A 19,031-nucleotide genomic window follows, 5' to 3' on the forward strand; every position below is an offset into this window, starting at 1 on the left:
TTGTTTTCAGAACCACTCGGCGGTTGAAACCGCTTAGTTGTTAAAACAAACGATTTTCAGCGCAATGCCCAGATCTCTGGACTCAACCCTTTTCGGTGTAAGGTTCAGAAACAAACATGTCCATCCCAAGACGACGTGATAAGAATCGGGCTGCCAGTTGCCCTTTGACACTATTCCCCGCAGCATCCAGTAATGGGGCGAAGGTCCCCAAACCACCCTTTCCAGGTGACACTGTCACAATCCCGCCACCAATGCCGCTTTTACCGGGCAGACCAATGTCATACAACCAGTCACCGGAGGTTTCGTACAGCCCTGCCGTTACCATGACCGCTAATGCATAATGACACACATCGTTATCCACCACCCGCTCACGGGTCAGTGGGTTAACACCGCCATCAGCCAGTGTTGCACCCATCACCGCAAGATCACGGGCGCTGACATTCAGTGAACATTGGCGGGTATATAAGTCGGTGGCAATCAGCGGATCACAGCCCAAACGCCCATAGCCTTGTAATACATTGGCGATACCACGATTGCGGAAGTTGGTTTCACAGGCCGATTGATACACCTCTTCATTCAGCGTCAGTTCGCGCCCAGCAAAGCGGCATAAACCGTCATAAATGAATTTCCACTGCTCATCACTGGTCGCACCCGGCACTAAACTTGTGGTGGCAATGGCACCGGAGTTCACCATTGGGTTTGTGCGCCCATCCGCTGCGCGTTCAATCGCAGTGACCGAGTTAAATGCCATCCCCGTGCTGTTCACGCCCAATTTTTCGCGCGCAACTTTTGCCCCAATAGCCTGACAAACTAGCGCAAAAACAAAGGGTTTAGAGACGCTCATAATGGTAAATTCATAGTCTACATCACCGGCCGAATGCACTTTACCGTTAGTGCCGACCATGCATACACCAAAGAGATTCGGTGGAATACGCTCCAATGCAGGGTAAACTGTTGAAACCACGCCTTCGGTATCTGTGCCAAAACGTTGATGGGCTTCTTGCACCAGTTTCACAACCGTATCGGGATCCGGCAGATGTCCGGTTGATACATAGTCGATAATTCCTTTCTTGCTATCATCTGTAGGCATATTATTTATCTCTCGTTTAACTTCTGTTTACTCTTATGTCTTTCTTGGTCTCTTTAACTTATTTTAAACAGCAGAAATAGTTCCTTCGTTTAAATTAATAGGAGATGGTAATAATCAATTGAAGCTTGCTTGAGCCTTAGCTTTATCAAAAAATCATGAAATTCTTAGCGTAAGATATCCTAGCTTAAGAAAGCTGTATATCACTTGTTTTCAATAATTTGATTGTTACCGAGCCGAGGAAAAAACATCGAGACTGTTTCAGAATCATGACATTAACGAGGAGGAATAAAAAAATTGACGACCGTGTATTTAATTACAAACAGCAGATTACCATGTTAGCTAGCAATAATCTGATATAACAGCGCAACAAAGGGTTCAAGTTTGCTGTTAATCACTAATATTAATGAAAATGAAACAGCACCTATCGCAATATTTAATGCTGCCAGATGAATCAAATTAATACAGATAATTGATTGCCCTTCCCGACACATGGAATAAGCCACAGAATCACATGATTTAACATTTATAATGTTATGTTTTTCATTACCTCATTTATCAACAAAATTAGCCAATTAGCGCTAAAAAGTGACAAAAACACTTTTACCACCGTGTATAATCACATTAATTACCATCAAATTATCGGCAAGCAGGCTAACTAAACAAGCAGTGGTCGTGCTAGCGATTGAACGTCACCAACTGAGACTGATTTGGGTTGCCGAATTCAACGCCCCCCATGGTTGTCGTGACCGAAGCTGGGTAGATCGCACATAGCCCTCGGTTGTGATATCCAAGTCGTAAAGGGTGAAATTTGAATAACTATATAAATCGTTATGTAGCTAAAGTAATCCCAAGTCTTAGCATCCTAATAACTAAACAGCGTAAACTATAAGGCAACTTTGTCAGCCCGCTGATTGGGCTTACGGCTTTTGGTCACACACCCATTTCATCAATCTGGACGTCTGAGAATCACGCAGGCCGGTGTCTCTGGAGCATGACATGAACAACGCAACATCGGCAGGAAAACAAAAAGTGCCGCTACGGCTCAGCACCTCAATTACCCTGATGGTCTCTGCGGTAATTATCTCTGTGCTATTCGTGGTTCACACACTGTTCTTTATTCAGCTCAGCCAGATGGCTCAAGAGAGTTTGCAAAACAAAGCCGTCGCCGTTGCACGGGCCATCTCTTACTCACCCACCATCATTAACGGCTTAACAAACCCGGTGGCCGGACAGCAGATCCAGGCCTATACCAGCGAAGTGCAGAGAGCCAATGATCTGCTATTCATCGTTATTACTGATATGAAAGGTATCCGTTATTCACATCCCAATCCTGAAATGATCGGTCAACACTTTATCGGCAATGATCTGCTTCCCGCATTGCAGGGTAAAGAGCACAGCGCGATAAATCGTGGTGTACTGGCGCAAGCATTGCGTATTTTTATCCCTATTTATAAGCCACAGGGAGAACAAATAGGCGTGGTGGCGATTGGTATTTCCCTGACCAGCATTGATTCGGTGGTGAGTGAAACTCGCTGGACGATTCCGTGGACCATTTTATTTGGCGCATTGATTGGTTCGCTGGGAACCTGGTTTTTGGTTAAAGCACTAAAGCGAATTATGTTGGGCTTTGAGCCATACGAGATATCTAATTTGTTTGAGCAGCGTAACGCCATGCTGCAATCAATTAAGGAGGGGGTCATTGCTGTTGATGCCGACTCACGTATTACCGTGGTTAACCATGAAGCCAAACGCCTATTTAAGCAAAGTGGTCCGATGGAGAATTTGTTATTGAGCCATGCCAGTCAATATTGGCCGGTGCGCTTGTATTTACAACAGGTCTTGGAAACTGGCATCGCCCGCCGTGACGAAGAGATAAACTTTAATGGCAGCATACTGCTGACCAATACTGTCCCGGTGATGGTGAAGGGTAATATTATCGGCGCCATTGCCACCTTCCGCGATAAAACTGAAGTGAGCCAACTAATGCAACGCCTGACCGGCATGGTGCATTACGCTGATGCTTTACGCGCGCAGTCACATGAATTTATGAATAAGCTCCATGTGATCCTCGGCCTACTACATATGAAATATTATCAGCAACTCGAAGATTATATCGTTAAAACATCGAATAATTATCAGGCGGAAATCGGCTCTCTACTACGCAAAGTAAAATCACCGGTCATTGCTGGTTTTCTGTTAGGGAAGATTAACCGGGCGCGGGATTTAGGCATCACATTATCTATTAGCGACGATAGCTTATTACCGGATACAGATAATGAACAAGTGACCACCACCTTAATCACGGTATTAGGCAATTTGATTGAGAATGCTATGGAGGCCATTGGCAACCAGGGCCAACGTGAGATCAATGTCAGCTTCCATTATCAACATGGCCGAGTGCATTGTGTGGTCAGCGATGATGGGCCGGGCATATCAGCTGAACTGCAAGATCGTATTTTTGATAATGGCTTCTCCACCAAAGGAAATGAACACGGCATCGGTTTGAGCCTGGTACGCCAGAGTTTAGAGAGCATTGGCGGCAATATTGAATTTGACTCTGAAGCGGGCATTTTTACACAGTTCTTTATCAGCCTCCCCTACGACACTACCCTTAATAATATGACACCTAATAACAATATGACTTCTAGCGATATCTCTTCAAACAACATCAGCGCGGTAAATCATGATTAATGTATTAATAGTGGATGATGACGCCATGGTGGCTGAACTGAATAAGTGTTATCTCAACCAGGTAGCCGGTTTCAACTGCTACGGTTCAGTTTCCAGCTTACAGCAAGCCAGAGAGTACTTAATGGCAGCGGAACAGCCAATTGATCTCGTGTTATTGGATGTTTTTATGCGCCAAGACAATGGGTTGGATTTATTGCCAGTGCTGCGTGAATTCAGCGCACATACAGATGTGATTGTGATTTCATCAGCCACCGATGTGAATACCATAAAAAAAGCACTGCAATATGGGGTTGTCGATTACTTAATTAAGCCCTTCCAGTTCTCACGTTTTGAAGAGGCGCTCTCCATTTATCGTGAAAAAAAGAGCTTGCTGGATCAACGTGAATATTGCGCTCAAGAAGATGTGGACTCATTACTGCGGCGCAGTAACCTGACCCCTACCGAGCGAAAAAAGTTACCAAAAGGGCTGACTGTACAGACACTGCGCACGGTATGTGAATGGATTCAGGAAATGCAGGAGGGGGAGTTCTCAACTGAGCAGATGGCGAACGCCATTGGTATTTCGCGGGTTTCTTGCCGCAAATATCTGATTTATCTTTCAGATACCGAAGTCCTCAGCACTAAGGTTCTTTATGGAGCGACCGGACGCCCCGTCTATCTCTACAAGCGATTACCCAGCCAGCAAGAAGTCTTAAAACAGTATTGCCAATAGCAGCATTAGCCACAACCAAGTGCGCCTAAGCCCCCGAAAACAAGCGGCACCCGATAAGGGATACCGCTTGTTGCGCCGGTGCCAATTGGGGCGTTACATAATCCAGCCTAATAACAGCGTGGCACCAATCACGGTAGATGCGCCACCAATACGGGTTGCTATCTGAGCAAAAGGCATCAATGACATTCGATTAGAGGCGGACAAAATTGCAACATCCCCCGTCCCCCCTAATCCACTGTGACAGCTAGTGACGATGGAAGCTTCAACCGGATACATATTTAAATACGGGGCGATAATAAAACTGATCGCCGCCATTGATAGCACCACGGCACCACAGACCACCACATAGCCGACAGAGAATACCGCGACAACACTTTCCAATGGGACATATAGCATTCCCAGACCAATCATCAGCGGCCACACCAGTGTGGTAGAGACAAATTTGTACCAACTATGCGCACCCTGCTCCATTTTCGATGGAATAACCTGTGCGTATTTACACATCACCGCAATCAAGATCATCAGTACAGGGCCAGGAATATGCACGATATGCTCAAACAGACCGCCAACAATAAAGAAAGCGCAGGTCATCAACAACCCTCCGCCCATTAATTGGAAGTCTGCTTGTTTTGGCCCCTCTTGCGAAGTAAATACGGCATTGTCCTTTGCCGAACGAATTAGCATCCCCTCGCCATTGAGATCTTTGCGGCGCATACCAATACGTGCTAATACCCCCGCACAAATAATCGCAAAAATATTGCCAACTACCGCCGCAGGGGCAAGTTGAGCCACATAAATATCGGGAGACTGCCCAAGGATGGCTGAATACGCCAACGATAATGGCAAAATACCTTCGCCAATACCGCCACCGATGATGGGGACAATAATAAAGAAGAAAGTGTGGTAAGCGGTAAAACCAAATAATTTACCAACCAGCAAACCGGTAGCCACTGCGGTTATCGTGCCCACCACCAACGGGATAAACATTCGTGTCATCCCTTGAATAAGTACCACGCGGTTCATACCGAGAATACTACCGACCACCAGGCTGGCTATCACGAAATAGAGTAAATTTGCCTCTTTCATCAGCAAGTGGACAGTGTCCAACGTATTGGTTTGGAAAATACCAAAGTAAACCAGAACCGACGGCACCATTAAGCATAAAATAGCCGGGCCACCAATATCTTTCAGTACGGGAATATGGCGGCCAATGTGTGATAAAACAAAGCCCATCGTCATGATAACAGCCAGGCCACCAATCATATTTTTCGGCAAATAGCTGGCATAAGCTGAAATAAACACAATGGCCGAAATAGTCATAAACAGTGCCATTGGCATGGTATTTATATTCATTTCATTGATACTTGAAATAAATTTCTTGGTTGCGGACCTATCCGCCACATCAATTTTATCGGCGGATGAAAGAGCGGTATCCTGATCTGTTTTTTTCATTTTAGACCTACAGTTGGGTAGCACCTAAGGAACGGAAGATGGCTTATCTAATGCTTAAAGCTGTTAATATTCATCCGATTGATTTTTCTTATAAAAACATCAACCAGAGTGGCACTAAAAAATAAATTATCGACATTACATACCAACCATTTTGTTGAAATGTAAAATATGCAATCAAACTACCACTCGATTAAAAATAAAAAAACAACCTCAGTGGTTAGGATTTCTATTTTTGAGAAGATATCGTCAAGTTTATTATAATTAACTTAACTTGGCGTTTTGTAATTAAATAATCCGAAGGGTGAGGGTTTTGTCTGGTATGATTTTCAAAAATGTACCCGCTTGCAGTGGTACACTTCTATTTTAGTTTTGCCTGCTTTAGCAGTAACACTCCTCCATAAAATTTTGGCAATAATCACTTCTACTGCGCTGCGCGTATCCCTATTGATGGATACGGAATGCAATATCATTTTCAACAAATTGTGTGCCAGATCCCATACTGACTAAAAACATGCCGGTTTATGCTCAGTAAGTAATCAAGGTCACTCACATAAAAATATCCGCCCCCAAACTTATTGGCAAAACAGATTTAATTACAACAATCTAGCAGCCTGTTCAATACAATTGAGAATATTAGCGGCACTGCATAAAAATAAATTATAAGTTAAAGCGGGAAAATAAAAAACAATGATAGCTCATTATTAATAGCAATAAGATAAATTGCAATTTAGTGTCGTTAAATAATCCCGCAATACAAACTAAGCATGAGAATAGTTGATTTTTAATCAATGTATGCTTAATTTATACTTAAGGTAAGCAATGATTAATTTTTAATATATTAAACAATGAGCTACAAACTGTATGGAATTTAACCAATAGGTGGGGTGAATTCAATGCCTGAAAAACACTCTTATTGTATATAAATTAATCATTAATTTTAAATTACTGACTCTGCTAATAGCACAACAAAAATAAGTTATAAGTGAATATTTTTTGCCTCATCACGATAGAAACGATAGCATGCCCCTCCAGAAATCCCATGACAGCAATAAAAACCATAATAACGGAAGGCGCTAAGACGCTATTTATGCATTAACCTTTAGCAATCAGTTGCTGTAATACATTCACGATGATTGCACGACAGACAAGAAAATAGGGAAAGTCTATGATGTCAGGAAAATACTCCGCGGAGACTCATCACGCCGCAAAGAAACGCTGGTTAGATTCTCATGATACTGGCTACCACAAAAGTATGGGGCGACGTCATATACAGATGATAGCTATCGGCGGTTCTATTGGTACCGGATTGTTTTTGGGTACTGGTGCCCGCTTGCAAATGGCGGGTCCGGCGCTAGCGTTGGTTTATCTTGTGTGCGGGGTTTTCTCATTTTTAATTCTCAGAGCTCTCGGCGAATTAATCTTACATCGCCCTTCCAGTGGTAGCTTTGTTTCTTATGCCAGAGAGTTTTTAGGCGAAAAGGCGTCCTATGTCGCGGGGTGGATGTATTTCCTCAATTGGGCAATGACCGGGATCGTCGATATTACTGCTGTAGCACTCTATATGCACTATTGGGGGACGTTCTCTGATGTTCCCCAATGGTTATTTGCACTCGCCGCGTTATCAATTGTCGCGACCATGAATATGATTGGTGTGAAGTGGTTTGCCGAAATGGAGTTTTGGTTCGCGCTGATCAAAGTCGCGGCTATTGCAATATTTTTGGTCGTGGGGGTAGTCTTCCTTGGGACTGGGCAGAGTGTTGCAGGGCACCCAACTGGTGTGCATCTCATCACCGATAATGGCGGACTCTTTCCGCACGGGTTATTACCAGCGCTGATATTGATCCAAGGAGTGATATTCGCTTTCGCGGGGATTGAATTGATCGGTACTGCCGCTGGTGAGTGCAAGGACCCGGAAAAAATGCTGCCAAAGGCTATTAATAGTGTCATTTGGCGCATCGGTCTATTTTATGTTGGCTCCGTAGTGCTGTTGGTCTGTTTGCTACCATGGAATGCCTACCAGGCGGGGCAAAGTCCTTTTGTAACCTTTTTCAGTAATTTAGGTGTCCCCTATATTGGTAGCATCATGAATATTGTGGTGTTAACAGCTGCACTCTCCAGCTTGAACTCAGGCCTTTACTCTACTGGCCGTATTTTGCGCTCACTATCCATGGGCGGTTCGGCACCTAAATTCATGTCCAAAATGAGCCCGCAATCTGTCCCCTATGCCGGGATACTCGTTACTGTAGGAATTTATGTCTTTGGCGTATTATTAAACTATCTTGTTCCATCACAAGTATTTGAAATTGTTTTGAACATCGCCTCATTGGGTATTATCAGCTCATGGGCATTTATCATTATCTGCCAGATGAAATTACGCCAGGCAATAAAACAGGGTACAGCTAAACCGGTCTCCTTTAAAATGCCCGGCGCTCCAGTAACATCTTGGTTGACACTCTGTTTCCTGCTCGGAGTTTTAGTGATGATGGCTTTCGACTATCCGAATGGCACCTGGACTATCGCCACTATTCCCGTGATAACCCTGTTACTTATTGCCGGTTGGTTCAGTTTACGCAAACGCGCCCGCGAGGTTGCTGCTGCACCGATAGAAGTCATATCGCAAGATGCTCTATTTACCGAACCCGAAATAGCCAAAACAGCGCCAAAAGAGCTATATAAGCAAGAGTCGGCAGGCTAATACCCTCTGCCACTGAAAGCCTGTAGGTGGGTTATTACCCCTACAGGCTTAATTGAATTTTATGTATTATCTGTCCAGCCTAAATTAGAAATATCAGTAGTCAAACGGGTGAAATAAGTACGCGAAGGCTAACAACAAATACAATGATAGTGATTTCCTCATAAATACTAACATGTTATATTCATTTCTGCTGAACCATTGGTGAAAAAAATGACAACTATTCCGATGAATACCACCAGACAGATGAAACAAAAAAATATTATGCTGGTTACAAGTACACTAAAATCACTGGTGTCAGCAACCAAAGGCGATATATCTAACCACACTGGACTCAGTCTGGCGACATGCGGCACTATTTTGAATGAACTCTGTTCAAAGGGAGAAATTATTGAGGAGTCTCTTGATGAATCACGCGGTGGCCGCCCAGCAAAACGTTATATATATAATTCGAACTATTTTAGCCTATTAAGCATTTATATCGAGGGAACCAATACCTCAGGTGTTATATCCTCTCGCCTAATCTCTGCTGATAATAAGACCATTGCAGAATATGATGAGATCTACAGTAATCTCACTGTGGATGCATTGATAACGCACATTCAGAATGTTGCTGATAAGCATAGTAACATCCGAGCCGTAGGGCTTGGGTTACCCGGTATTGTTGTTGGTGGAAGCGTACTTTCCTGCGATATAACTAACCTAGAGGGATTAGCAATAACCGAACAATTAAGTGCCCGCTTTGGTATTTTTGTTCAGGTAGGTAATGATATGAATTATACGGCATTTGGCTTCTATCGGATTAACTGCCGTAATATAAATGAACCTATTGCTTACATTTACATGCCACCAAGGCATTGTACTGGTTGTGGTATTGTTATTTCAGGGGAAATGCTTAGAGGTGCCAGCCAATTTGCAGGTGAAGTATCTAAATTGCCATTTTATAATAGCGCTGAAAATAGCACCAATATAAAATATCAGCACACCTTGGTGTTAGATAGACTAACCCATATTACGTCATCTTTGATTGCAATAATTAATCCTGCCACTATAGCCATATCTGGGGAGCTGATCAGCCAGAATTGTATCGAAGATCTCTCTGCTGAGTTATTAAAAACATTTGATAGCAAACACATTCCTCACTTTGTTTATCGCGATAGCATAAAATCTGATTACCATAATGGAATATCAGAATACACCCTTGATGCTTACAATAACTTCCGCATATTTAAGATTTAACACTCAGAGGCTTCTGCCATCGGGTAAATCAGTCTAAGACAGAAATATCACTATTCAAAAAATACACTGCAAGTTTGCACTCGCCACTGAATATCGCCGCCCTGCAACCTCAGGTGATAAACCTGCTCACCAGTCAAGATTGTGCTTGACACTTCTTGCCGCAGCATTATATTTTATAACTTAATTTAAGTCTTTTATGAAGTGTTTTCAAATTAATCACTCAAACACATTTAACCAGAGAAAGGTCACTATAGAATGTCAACTTATCCCCTCGACTACCCTCTGGACTCTCAGGCTAAAGGTATCAGCAGCAGCAGAGTTAGCCAACGCAATGTTTTGAATATTAAATTTGAAGATTAGAATGTAACTGAGTAGGTAATTTTACCGGCTAGCAAAATTATGCTAGCTTTTTTTTAGATAAGTTACGTGTGAATATTTTCTATCAGCCCTATTTTAAAATATGCTAAAGAGGAAAATGAAATGAGCATCAAAATTATTGCTGTTGATATGGATGGAACCTTCCTCAACGATCAAATGAGCTTTGATCGGCAACGGTTTAGTGCACAATATTCACAATTAAAAGAAAATGGAATAAAATTTGTTGTTGCCAGTGGCAATCAATATTATCAGCTAATTTCATTTTTCCCTGATATCGTTAATGAAATCGCTTTTGTTGCTGAGAATGGCGCCTATGTCAGCAATGAAAATACTGAGATTTTTTGTGGGAAAATAGCCAGTGACGACTGTCATCATGTGCTAAAAACGTTACTGCCGATCCCCTATCTTGATGTGATACTTTGCGGAAAAAATGGTGCGTATATGCTGAGTTCTTCAGATGAAGAGTTCTATACCACCATGAGTAAATACTATCATCGACTTAAAATTATTGATGATTTCACTCAAGTCACAGAACCAGCATTTAAATTCGCGATCAGTTTACCCAATGAAAAGTTGCCCGATTTTATGACGTTCATTGAATATGAACTGGCAGGTATTGTCACGCCAGTCTCCAGCGGCCATGGTTCTGTCGACCTGATAATACCCGGTGTCCACAAAGCCAATGGCATCAAATTACTCCAAAATATTTGGGGGGTAAAAGATGAGGAGGTCGTCACCTTTGGTGATGGTGGTAATGATGTTGAAATGTTGCAATACGCGGGCTTTGGTTATGCCATGGCAAATGCACCCGATAATATTAAACGAATTGCCAAGTATCAGACTGACTCAAATAATGATTCTGGTGTGCTAAATATCATAGATAAAATTCTGAGAAAAGAGCCTCCTTTCGCGTAAGTATTCACATCAGATGGCGGGAAGAGTTCCCGCCTATCCTATTTTAATTAAAACTTATTAATTAAAACGCCGCAATCAGTAGTACTCTGTACTATATGTGGCCGTGTAGACCTCGATGACTTTACCTTCAGGCTCCATACTCTCTATTTTGCAAGATGTCGGATTCCCATGTGAATCAGTTTCACAAACTCTTTTAGTTGACAGTACCAGCTTATCATTTTCATAAATCTTCGTTTTATAATTAAATGGGCTTTGTCCTTTAGCATCTAATTCAGTCACTATTTTAAATATCTTGCCATTATCGTAGCTAATATCTACGACAGGAAACCCACTAGCATCATAATCATAATGTTTCTTTGTCGCTCCAGACTCAGACATTTTAACATCTGTTACGAATCCTTTGTCATTAATTATGACTTTAACGTTTCCACTCGCGGTTTGAGTAATGTTGCATTTATCATTTAAAACGAGCTGTTTTTCTTTAGTTTTATTATCGATTAGATAACTCCCCTCTTTTACGTAATCCAAATCGACATCTTGATCGGGAGTATGTATCCGAAGGGCGGTAAAGCAGCCATCCTCATTTATCTCTGCATGAACGTCAGAATAAGTATCACCCTTCGCATCTAGCATTTTTTGAGTCAGTGATTTCACCGGCCCCTGTATTGGGTCAAACCCGAATATATTCGAATAGCTTGCAACGTTTGCTGTGAAGATAAAAGGCGCATGGCCTCTATCGCAAGCACTTAATGCCAAAGCCAGCAAACAAATACTTAAAATCCGTCCCATTAATTACTATTCCTATAATAATCAGTGGGCATACTCTAGCAGAGAGTGGTTCCAAACCATGAGACATACCGCTAATACCTTAAAAATTTTCGGAATTTTGCTAATCACAGGATATTAAGTCAGCGAAAAATGGCTATTTTGCAGGGGGTTTTGCAGAAGAAACATAAGAAGGTTGAAAAAATCACGGAAGCCGAAGCCTCCGTGAGATATTGCACTAATCGTGCAATTACATGTGCTGAATAATGGCGTCGCCAAATTCACTGCATTTCAATAGTTTAGCGCCATCCATTAAGCGCTCGAAATCATAAGTCACAGTCTTGGCCTGAATTGCGCCTTCGGTGCCTTTGATAATCAAGTCGGCCGCTTCGAACCAGCCCATATGACGTAACATCATTTCAGCTGACAGAATAATAGAACCTGGGTTCACTTTATCCTGACCCGCATATTTTGGTGCAGTCCCGTGTGTGGCTTCGAATAAGGCACACTCATCACCAATGTTAGCACCCGGGGCAATGCCGATACCGCCAACCTGTGCAGCCAATGCATCAGAAATATAATCGCCGTTCAGGTTCATACAGGCGATAACATCATATTCAGCAGGACGCAGTAGGATTTGTTGCAGGAAGGCATCAGCAATCACATCTTTCACGATGATCTCTTTGCCGTTGTTTGGGTTTTTGATTTTAACCCAAGGGCCGCCGTCGATCAGCTCACCACCAAACTCTTCGCGCGCTAACTGGTAACCCCAGTCTTTAAATGCGCCTTCGGTGAATTTCATAATGTTGCCTTTATGAACCAGAGTGACTGATTCACGATCGTTGGTAATTGCATACTCAATCGCAGCACGTACCAAGCGCTTGGTCCCCTCTTCTGAACAAGGTTTTACACCGATACCGCACTGTTCAGGGAAGCGGATTTTCTTCACGCCCATCTCTTCACGCAGGAACTTGATCACTTTCTCAGCTTCTGGTGAACCCGCTTTCCATTCAATGCCCGCATAGATGTCTTCTGCGTTTTCGCGGAAAATCACCATATTGGTTAATTCAGGGTGTTTTACCGGGCTTGGTGTCCCTTCGTAATAACGCACTGGGCGCAGGCACACATACAGGTCGAGTTGTTGACGTAAAGCAACGTTTAAAGAGCGAATACCGCCACCCACAGGCGTGGTCAACGGGCCTTTAATCGCAACGCGATAGTCACGAATCAGATCCAATGTCTCTTCTGGCAACCAGACGTCTTTACCATAAACATGCGTTGATTTTTCACCGGTGTAGATCTCCATCCAGGCGATTTTACGCTCACCTTTATAAGCTCTCTTCACCGCAGCATCGACCACGTTGATCATGGCCGGAGTCACATCAACGCCAATGCCGTCACCTTCAATAAAGGGAATGATCGGATTATGCGGAACGACCAGTTTACCCTGAGCATCGACAGTAATTTTCTTACCTTCTGCCGGAACCACTACTTTGCTTTCCATCAACCTCTCCTTCAGCGCAATTTTGTTAATGCCTTGTAAGATTCGTGTCAATACTACTTGAATATTCGTTCCACGCCAATCCGAAACGGATTGAGGTATAATGCGCTAATCATTCGGAATCGCAATAATCATGAATAAATTCTCTGTTAAAAATCACAAAGTTAACCGATTCAGCACTCAGTCACAGGCCAAAGCGACAGCGCCAGTTACCCCACGGCGAGTGCTGTTATTCAACAAGCCTTTTGATGTGTTGCCGCAATTTACAGATGAGTCGGGACGGCGAACTTTGAAGGAATTCATTCCTTTTAGTGATGTTTATGCCGCTGGCCGACTTGATCGTGACAGTGAAGGCTTACTGGTGTTAACCAATGATGGCAAGTTACAAGCCAAACTGACGCAACCGGCCCAGAAAACAGGTAAAGTCTATTTTGTGCAAGTAGAGGGAGTACCCGGAGAGGAAGCGCTTACTCAGCTTCAGCGGGGGGTGACCTTAAAAGATGGCCCGACCTTACCGGCCGGCGCTGAGTTAGTGGCTGAACCCGAATGGCTCTGGCCACGTCATCCACCTATTCGCGAGCGAAAATCGATCCCCACCAGTTGGTTAAAGATCACCCTTTTCGAGGGTCGCAACCGGCAAGTCCGCAGAATGACCGCCCATATTGGCTTCCCAACTCTACGTCTGATACGTTTTAGTATGGGAAATTTAAGTCTTGGCGACCTGCAGCCAGGCGAATGGAAGGAGATAAACCATGTTTAAGCCCCATGTTACCGTCGCTTGTGTCGTACACGCCCAAGGGAAGTTTTTAGTTGTCGAAGAGACCATTAACGGCAAAAAGTTGTGGAATCAACCTGCAGGTCACCTGGAAGCAGATGAAACCCTGCTACAGGCTGCGGAAAGGGAGTTGTGGGAGGAGACCGGTATTCGTGCAACACCGCAATCGTTTTTGCGGATGCATCAATGGATAGCACCGGACAAAACGCCATTTTTACGTTTCGCTTTTGTGATTGAACTGCCGGCCCCACTACCCACCTCGCCCCATGACACTGATATCGACTGCTGCCTGTGGCTCACTGCCGATGAAATAGTGCAATCAGCCAATTTGCGTTCACCGCTGGTCGCAGAAAGTATCCGCTGTTACCAACAGCCAGAGCGCTACTCCCTTGATTTAGTTGGCCCCTTTAACTGGCCGCTATAACAGGCGGATTTGATTTACGCAGGTAATTTCACTCAGAGCGCGAATCAACAATGCAGCAACGCGATCAACGTGATAAAATCCGGCGCTTGTTTTTATAATGCCTTATCGGCGTGGATAAATTGTGCGGATGGTTGATCCGCGAGAGTCCAGCCGAGACTTAGGTATTTACGTTAGTGAGACTCCCATGTCAGATAACAGCCAGAAAAAAGTCATCGTCGGTATGTCCGGCGGTGTCGACTCTTCCGTTTCCGCTTACCTGCTCCAGCAACAGGGCTACCAAGTCGCAGGCCTGTTCATGAAGAACTGGGAAGAGGATGATGGCGAAGAGTATTGCTCAGCAGCGACCGATTTGGCCGATGCTCAAGCGGTATGCGACAAGCTGGGCATGGAGTTGCACACCGTCAATTTTGCCGCAGAGTATTGGGACAACGTGTTCGAACTGTTCCTGGCCGAGTATAAAGCTGGGCGCACGCCTAATCCCGATATTCTCTGTAATAAAGAGATCAAATTTAAAGCTTTCCTTGAGTTCGCCGCCGAAGATCTGGGGGCGGACTATATTGCTACCGGTCACTATGTTCGCCGTCAGGACGTTAATGGTAAAAGCCGTTTGTTACGTGGCTTGGATGGCAATAAAGATCAAAGCTACTTCCTTTATACCCTCAGTCACGAACAGCTTGCTCAGAGCCTGTTCCCGGTGGGTGAGTTAGAAAAACCTGAAGTTCGCCGCATCGCCGAGCAGCTTGATCTGGTCACCGCAAAGAAAAAAGACTCTACCGGCATCTGTTTTATTGGCGAACGCAAATTCCGCGATTTCCTTGGCCGCTACCTGCCGGCGCAACCCGGGCCTATCATGACCGTAGACGGCCAGCATGTGGGTGAACATCAGGGCCTGATGTATCACACCTTGGGGCAACGTAAGGGGTTAGGGATTGGTGGCACCAAAGATGGCGGCGATGACCCTTGGTATGTGGTGGATAAAGATGTGGCCAACAATATCTTGCTGGTAGCACAAGGCCATGAACATCCGCGATTAATGTCTGTGGGCCTGATTGCCCAACAGCTACATTGGGTTGATCGTCAACCCATCACTGCCGCTTTCCGCTGTGTGGTGAAAACCCGTTATCGTCAGCAGGATATCCCGTGCACCGTGACCCCACTGGATGATGACCGTGTTGAAGTTCGGTTTGATAATCCGGTGGCGGCAGTTACGCCCGGTCAGTCCGCCGTCTTCTACCAGGCTGAAGTGTGTCTCGGTGGTGGTATTATTGAAGCGCGCTACCCACTGACTGACTCAGCACCCTACTAAATCAGTCAACACTGAGCCGAAATGTTTACAGGAGTGACCGTGGCGAAGAACTATTATGATATTACACTGGCATTGGCAGGAGTCTGCCAGTCAGCTCGCTTGGTTCAACAATTGGCCCATGAAGGTCAGTGCGATAATGACGCATTAAGTACCGTGCTGGGGGGGTTGCTGCAAACCAACCCCCCGTCAACACTGGCGGTGTTTGGCGGTGATGAGCAATCCCTGAAAATGGGGTTGGAAACCTTGCAAAGCGTCTTAAATGCCAATCGTCAGGGGCCGGCTGCGGAATTGACCCGCTATACCCTGAGCTTGATGGTGCTGGAACGTAAGCTCAACGCCAATAAGTCAGCCATGAATACCTTAGGTGAACGTATCAGCCAGCTTGATCGCCAACTGGCACATTTTGACCTCGAATCTGAAACTATGATGAGTTCGCTGGCATCTATTTATACTGATGTTATCAGCCCGCTCGGCCCGCGTATTCAGGTCATAGGTTCACCGGCTATTTTACAAAGCACACTGGTGCAGGCAAAAATTCGTGCCACCCTGCTGGCGGGCATCCGCTCAGCCGTGCTTTGGCAACAAGTTGGCGGAAGCCGCTTGCAGTTAATGTTTTCGCGAAATCGTCTGTTTAAGCAGGCACAGAGTATTCTTGCTCATAATTGAAATCTGATCTCAGGAGTCGCCACCGATGGAATTATCCTCACTGACCGCCGTTTCACCTATTGATGGACGCTACGGCGATAAAGTCAGCGCACTGCGCTCAATCTTCAGCGAATTCGGTTTGCTGAAATTCCGTGTGCAGGTCGAAGTACGTTGGCTGCAAAAACTGGCCGCCTGTGCAGAAATCAAAGAAGTTCCGGCTTTTGATGCCGACGCAAACGCTTACCTCGATAAGATCGTGCAAGAGTTCAATGAGCAGGATGCACAGCGCATCAAAACCATTGAACGTACCACGAACCATGATGTGAAAGCGGTTGAGTACTTCCTCAAAGAGAAGGTGGAGAGCATTCCAGCCTTACATGCGGTGTCAGAATTCATTCACTTCGCTTGTACCTCTGAAGATATCAATAACTTATCCCACGCCTTAATGTTGCAAACCGCCCGCCAGGATGTGGTCTTGCCGATGTGGCGTCAGATTATTGATTCAATTAAAGCGCTGGCCCACCAATACCGTGACTTGCCGCTGCTGTCCCGCACCCATGGCCAACCCGCAACCCCCTCCACTATCGGCAAAGAGTTTGCTAACGTTGCTTACCGTATGGAGCGTCAGTTCCGCCAACTGTCACAAGTGGAAATTCTGGGCAAAATCAATGGTGCTGTCGGCAACTATAATGCGCACATCGTGGCTTATCCTGAAGTTGACTGGCATCAGTTCAGCGAAAGTTTTGTCACATCACTGGGGATTAACTGGAACCCATACACCACTCAAATCGAACCTCACGATTATATTGCTGAGCTTTTTGATTGTGTTGCCCGCTTCAATACTATCCTGATCGATTTTGACCGTGATATCTGGGGTTATGTTGCACTGAATCACTTCAAGCAAAAAACCATCGCCGGCGAAATTGGCTCAAGCACCATGCCGCATAAAGTCAATCCGATTGATTTCGAAAACTCCGAGGGCAACCTTGGGCTATCTAATGCAGTGCTGGGCCATTTGGCTAGTAAGTTACCGGTTTCACGCTGGCAGCGTGATCTCACCGACTCCACTGTGTTGCGAAATCTGGGTGTCGGCCTGGGTTATGCCCTGATCGCCTATCAGGCGACGATGAAAGGGATCAGCAAGCTGGAAGTCAATGAAGCGCACCTGCTGGAAGAGTTGGACCATAACTGGGAAGTTCTGGCTGAGCCAATCCAGACCGTCATGCGCCGCTATGGCATTGAAAAACCGTATGAAAAACTGAAAGAACTTACCCGTGGCAAGCGTGTTGATGCCGCAGGTATGCAGGCGTTTATTGATGGTCTGGCCTTGCCGGAAGAGGAGAAAACTCGCCTGAAGGCCATGACCCCCGCCAACTATATTGGTCGGGCGGCATCCATGGTTGATGAATTAAAGTAATCTTTATCACTTACCTGCAACGTGATTGACGTTGCAGGTCATTCACCCGTCAACGCCCCTCAACTCAGCCTGGTGGACTAGTTATAGCTTAAAATACCAACGAATATACAAAGGGTTAGCGTCATTTTTATCACCCCACGGTCTATTTCGTTACCCTACTCCCTCCCTGTTTAGTCCCGGTTTAGTTCCGGTTTAGTTGTTGTCGCAGATAATGCTAGCAATATCAAAAGGACTGTATACACGTAGGCGCGACTATCACATGCAGTGGGTTTGCGTTATAACTTCTAAATAATCAGTTTTAATTATTGACCGGGTAATAGTTAATTATCCGATCAATGAGCTATCGAGGGATTGGATATGCGGGTTTTGGTTGTGGAAGATAACGCTTTGTTGCGCCACCATCTTACGGTGCAAATGCGTGAAATGGGTCATCAGGTCGACGCAGCAGAAGATGCTAAAGAGGCGGACTATTTCCTACAAGAGCACGCCCCAGATATCGCCATTATTGATCTTGGTCTCCCCGGTGAAGATGGATTGAGCCTTATCCGTCGTTGGCGTAGCCACCAAACCAACTTACCCATTTTGGTGCTGACAGCACGTGAGAGCTGGCAAGATAAAGTTGCGGTGCTGGAAGCTGGTGCCGATGATTATGTGACCAAACCCTTCCATCTGGAGGAGGTCATTGCTCGAATGCAAGCTTTGATGCGGCGCAATATTGGTCTGGCGTCTCAGGTCATTGAGTTCCCCCCATTTCAGATTGACCTTTCGCGCCGAGAGTTGTGTGTCAATCAGCAACAGATTAAACTGACGGCCTTCGAATACACCATTATTGAAACCCTCATTCGTAATTCGGGTAGGGTCGTCAGCAAAGAGACACTGATGCTGCAACTGTACCCTGATGCAGAACTACGTGAGAGCCATACCATTGATGTATTAATGGGCCGCTTGCGTAAAAAACTGCAGGCAGAACATGAGGGTGAAGTGATTACGACCATCCGTGGTCAGGGCTACCGTTTTGACGCCAGCTAG

The 19,031-nt window shown here is 44.9% G+C and carries 15 protein-coding genes; 11 read left to right on the forward strand and 4 right to left on the reverse strand.

Annotated elements, in window-relative coordinates:
* Positions 1-82: 82 nt before the first annotated feature.
* The gene (gene glsA / locus HRK25_RS17370; RefSeq protein WP_005273174.1) at positions 83-1,090 is read right to left on the reverse strand and encodes a glutaminase A; all 1,008 of its coding nucleotides are present in this window, start codon (positions 1,088-1,090) and stop codon (positions 83-85) included.
* Between the two features lie 996 nt (positions 1,091-2,086).
* Between glsA and HRK25_RS17375 the strand changes: the two genes are divergently transcribed.
* Both HRK25_RS17375 and dcuR read left to right on the forward strand, forming a co-directional pair.
* Positions 2,087-3,781 carry a sensor histidine kinase gene (locus tag HRK25_RS17375; RefSeq protein ID WP_005273166.1) on the forward strand — a complete coding sequence of 565 codons (1,695 nt, stop codon included), beginning with the start codon at positions 2,087-2,089 and terminating at the stop codon, positions 3,779-3,781.
* Complete coding sequence (gene dcuR, locus HRK25_RS17380; protein ID WP_032897428.1) at positions 3,774-4,493, forward strand: two-component system response regulator DcuR; 720 nt, start codon at positions 3,774-3,776, stop codon at positions 4,491-4,493. The genes HRK25_RS17375 and dcuR overlap by 8 nt, the downstream gene beginning before the upstream one ends.
* Before the next feature lie 93 nt (positions 4,494-4,586).
* On the opposite strand, the gene HRK25_RS17385 is transcribed toward dcuR, so the two are convergent.
* Positions 4,587-5,945: a 2-hydroxycarboxylate transporter family protein gene (locus tag HRK25_RS17385; protein WP_005273161.1), complete on the reverse strand. Its 1,359-nt coding sequence runs from the start codon at positions 5,943-5,945 to the stop codon at positions 4,587-4,589.
* A 1,165-nt stretch (positions 5,946-7,110) separates the two neighbouring features.
* Between HRK25_RS17385 and ansP the strand changes: the two genes are divergently transcribed.
* The 3 genes from ansP to HRK25_RS17400 all read left to right on the forward strand — a co-directional run bounded on the left by ansP (position 7,111) and on the right by HRK25_RS17400 (position 11,169).
* A complete protein-coding gene (ansP, locus tag HRK25_RS17390; RefSeq protein WP_032897425.1) occupies positions 7,111-8,640 on the forward strand; it encodes an L-asparagine permease in 1,530 nt (509 codons plus the stop codon).
* Positions 8,641-8,850: 210 nt separating this feature from the next.
* Positions 8,851-9,876 carry an ROK family protein gene (locus tag HRK25_RS17395; RefSeq protein ID WP_032897423.1) on the forward strand — a complete coding sequence of 342 codons (1,026 nt, stop codon included), beginning with the start codon at positions 8,851-8,853 and terminating at the stop codon, positions 9,874-9,876.
* A gap of 480 nt (positions 9,877-10,356) precedes the next feature.
* Entirely contained in the window at positions 10,357-11,169 is an 813-nt protein-coding gene (locus HRK25_RS17400; RefSeq protein ID WP_049602475.1) for a Cof-type HAD-IIB family hydrolase, read from the forward strand.
* A 75-nt stretch (positions 11,170-11,244) separates the two neighbouring features.
* Here the strand turns inward: HRK25_RS17400 and HRK25_RS17405 are convergent, their stop codons facing one another.
* Both HRK25_RS17405 and icd read right to left on the reverse strand, forming a co-directional pair.
* Complete coding sequence (locus HRK25_RS17405; protein WP_005273148.1) at positions 11,245-11,958, reverse strand: YnfC family lipoprotein; 714 nt, start codon at positions 11,956-11,958, stop codon at positions 11,245-11,247.
* A gap of 226 nt (positions 11,959-12,184) precedes the next feature.
* Positions 12,185-13,438 (reverse strand): NADP-dependent isocitrate dehydrogenase, encoded by a 1,254-nt coding sequence (gene icd / locus HRK25_RS17410; RefSeq protein WP_005273146.1) that lies wholly within the window; start codon positions 13,436-13,438, stop codon positions 12,185-12,187.
* A 130-nt stretch (positions 13,439-13,568) separates the two neighbouring features.
* On the opposite strand from icd, the gene rluE reads away from it, so the two are divergent.
* From rluE to phoP, 6 genes are all read left to right on the forward strand, one after another.
* Positions 13,569-14,195, forward strand: coding sequence for a 23S rRNA pseudouridine(2457) synthase RluE (rluE, locus tag HRK25_RS17415; RefSeq protein ID WP_005273144.1), 627 nt, complete (start codon positions 13,569-13,571; stop codon positions 14,193-14,195).
* A complete protein-coding gene (locus HRK25_RS17420) occupies positions 14,188-14,634 on the forward strand; it encodes an NUDIX hydrolase (protein ID WP_032897417.1) in 447 nt (148 codons plus the stop codon). Before rluE ends, HRK25_RS17420 begins: the two co-directional genes overlap by 8 nt.
* Positions 14,635-14,818: 184 nt before the next feature.
* Entirely contained in the window at positions 14,819-15,940 is a 1,122-nt protein-coding gene (gene mnmA, locus HRK25_RS17425) for a tRNA 2-thiouridine(34) synthase MnmA (RefSeq protein ID WP_005273139.1), read from the forward strand.
* Between the two features lie 39 nt (positions 15,941-15,979).
* The gene (gene hflD / locus HRK25_RS17430; RefSeq protein WP_032897413.1) at positions 15,980-16,606 is read left to right on the forward strand and encodes a high frequency lysogenization protein HflD; all 627 of its coding nucleotides are present in this window, start codon (positions 15,980-15,982) and stop codon (positions 16,604-16,606) included.
* Positions 16,607-16,631: 25 nt separating this feature from the next.
* Positions 16,632-18,002: an adenylosuccinate lyase gene (purB, locus tag HRK25_RS17435; RefSeq protein WP_005273133.1), complete on the forward strand. Its 1,371-nt coding sequence runs from the start codon at positions 16,632-16,634 to the stop codon at positions 18,000-18,002.
* 357 nt (positions 18,003-18,359) lie between these two features.
* The gene (phoP, locus tag HRK25_RS17440) at positions 18,360-19,031 is read left to right on the forward strand and encodes a two-component system response regulator PhoP (protein WP_032897410.1); all 672 of its coding nucleotides are present in this window, start codon (positions 18,360-18,362) and stop codon (positions 19,029-19,031) included.

The sequence above is a fragment of the Yersinia bercovieri ATCC 43970 genome (genome assembly GCF_013282745.1).
GTDB classification, from domain to species: Bacteria; Pseudomonadota; Gammaproteobacteria; order Enterobacterales; family Enterobacteriaceae; genus Yersinia; species Yersinia bercovieri.

What these genes read in the sequence shown, in the direction of transcription:
- glsA (WP_005273174.1), bottom strand. Translation starts at nt 1,090, where the DNA reads ATGCCTACAGATGATAGCAAGAAAGGAATTATCGACTATGTATCAACC.
- HRK25_RS17375 (WP_005273166.1), top strand. Translation starts at nt 2,087, where the DNA reads ATGAACAACGCAACATCGGCAGGAAAACAAAAAGTGCCGCTACGGCTC.
- dcuR (WP_032897428.1), top strand. Translation starts at nt 3,774, where the DNA reads ATGATTAATGTATTAATAGTGGATGATGACGCCATGGTGGCTGAACTG.
- HRK25_RS17385 (WP_005273161.1), bottom strand. Translation starts at nt 5,945, where the DNA reads ATGAAAAAAACAGATCAGGATACCGCTCTTTCATCCGCCGATAAAATT.
- ansP (WP_032897425.1), top strand. Translation starts at nt 7,111, where the DNA reads ATGATGTCAGGAAAATACTCCGCGGAGACTCATCACGCCGCAAAGAAA.
- HRK25_RS17395 (WP_032897423.1), top strand. Translation starts at nt 8,851, where the DNA reads ATGACAACTATTCCGATGAATACCACCAGACAGATGAAACAAAAAAAT.
- HRK25_RS17400 (WP_049602475.1), top strand. Translation starts at nt 10,357, where the DNA reads ATGAGCATCAAAATTATTGCTGTTGATATGGATGGAACCTTCCTCAAC.
- HRK25_RS17405 (WP_005273148.1), bottom strand. Translation starts at nt 11,958, where the DNA reads ATGGGACGGATTTTAAGTATTTGTTTGCTGGCTTTGGCATTAAGTGCT.
- icd (WP_005273146.1), bottom strand. Translation starts at nt 13,438, where the DNA reads ATGGAAAGCAAAGTAGTGGTTCCGGCAGAAGGTAAGAAAATTACTGTC.
- rluE (WP_005273144.1), top strand. Translation starts at nt 13,569, where the DNA reads ATGAATAAATTCTCTGTTAAAAATCACAAAGTTAACCGATTCAGCACT.
- HRK25_RS17420 (WP_032897417.1), top strand. Translation starts at nt 14,188, where the DNA reads ATGTTTAAGCCCCATGTTACCGTCGCTTGTGTCGTACACGCCCAAGGG.
- mnmA (WP_005273139.1), top strand. Translation starts at nt 14,819, where the DNA reads ATGTCAGATAACAGCCAGAAAAAAGTCATCGTCGGTATGTCCGGCGGT.
- purB (WP_005273133.1), top strand. Translation starts at nt 16,632, where the DNA reads ATGGAATTATCCTCACTGACCGCCGTTTCACCTATTGATGGACGCTAC.
- phoP (WP_032897410.1), top strand. Translation starts at nt 18,360, where the DNA reads ATGCGGGTTTTGGTTGTGGAAGATAACGCTTTGTTGCGCCACCATCTT.